This window comes from Acetomicrobium mobile (assembly GCF_937920065.1).
This window is the reverse complement of sequence record NZ_CALETC010000075.1, coordinates 1-1249: the sequence shown is the minus strand read 5'-3', so window position 1 is coordinate 1249 and position 1249 is coordinate 1. Positions and strand designations below refer to the sequence as shown.

At 41.9% G+C, this 1249-nt stretch carries 3 protein-coding genes; all 3 read left to right on the top strand.

The annotated features are described in order from the left end of the window. A partial coding sequence (locus Q7P41_RS03105) for a DUF86 domain-containing protein (protein WP_303882045.1) occupies window positions 1–403 on the top strand: 403 nt, incomplete at its 5' end. 84 nt (window positions 404–487) lie between these two features. Then, window positions 488–652: a hypothetical protein gene (locus tag Q7P41_RS03100; RefSeq protein WP_303882043.1), complete on the top strand. Its 165-nt coding sequence runs from the start codon at window positions 488–490 to the stop codon at window positions 650–652. Between the two features lie 21 nt (window positions 653–673). Next, window positions 674–1105, top strand: coding sequence for a B3/4 domain-containing protein (locus tag Q7P41_RS03095; RefSeq protein WP_303882042.1), 432 nt, complete (start codon window positions 674–676; stop codon window positions 1103–1105). The last annotated feature ends 144 nt before the right edge of the window (window positions 1106–1249 follow it).

Sequence of the window (1249 nt, the reverse complement as noted above, 5' to 3'; positions counted from 1 at the left end):
TTTAGCGAAGGTAGCAAAGATACAAAAATGTCTCGATAGAATTCGTGACGTTACGGGTCTTTACCCTGAAAGCCTAGAAGATATAGATAAGCAGGATATCTTTGTACTTAACCTACAGCGTGCTATTCAGGCTTGCATTGACCTTGCCGCCCATGCGATATCTTGCGAAAATTTAGGCCTTCCAGAAAGGATAAGAGATAACTTCATTATTTTGAAAGAAAAAGGGATAATAGACGTAGAACTTGCCTCAAAAATGGTAAAAATGACAGGCTTTAGAAATATAGCTGTTCACAATTACCAGATCCTCGACCTAGGCATTTTAAAGTCCATACTCGCAAATAACTTGAAAGACATTGAGGAGTTTTACTTGGCACTTTTACATTATTGGGGGTTTGTGCAATAAAACAAATGAATATTATGAAAATTGAGATCACACTGGAGATCTAAAAACACAACTTGGACACTAGTTGGCTGGCTTTATGCTCACGTGTTCGTAGAAGAGAAAAATGACTACGTGGAAGCGTTAAAGAAAAAGCTGCCGAGGATCGTGCAAGGATACGGCTTATTTAAAACAGATGATCTGTCAAAACATCCGAGGATCGCTAATTGGCGAAAGATCTACAGCGCCATGGGAGTCAAGCCCAGCAGCTAGCGTTGCTCTTTGGAGGCGCTTTTGAGGCGCGTCATCAAGGGCGAAAGTCTTCGGAACGTCTCAAGTGTTGTTGATTGCTATAACTGCGTTTCTGTCATGACGCTGCTTCCAATGGGGGCTTATGACGCCTACAAACTTAAAGGAGGCCTCACCCTGAGGTACGGCAAAGAAGGTGAGATATTTCTTCCCCTCGGTTCAGGTGAGGAAATTACCGTCAAAGACACCCACATCGTGTACGCCGACGAAGAAAAGATTTGCTGTTGGCTGTGGAATCACCGCGACAGCAGGTTGTGCGCCGTTACGACCGATACAAAGAGGCGTACTTTTTCGTCCTTTTTCGTCGATGCAGCCGATGAATCTGGCGCGCCCGACGTGGAAAAAGCTTTGGACCTGTTTGCAGGACATCTTGAAGCAATAGGATGTAAGGTCCATTTAACTTCAATCCCGCTATAAAATATATCCTTCCTGCTTTAAATGTAAGAATTAAATCATTTCGATTTATTGCTATGATACCTAACGTTAGAAGTAGCATTGAAAAGTATGTCTTTGATCTTTAAATTAACATTTTAAGGCAACATGCTAGGTAAATATTCAAAA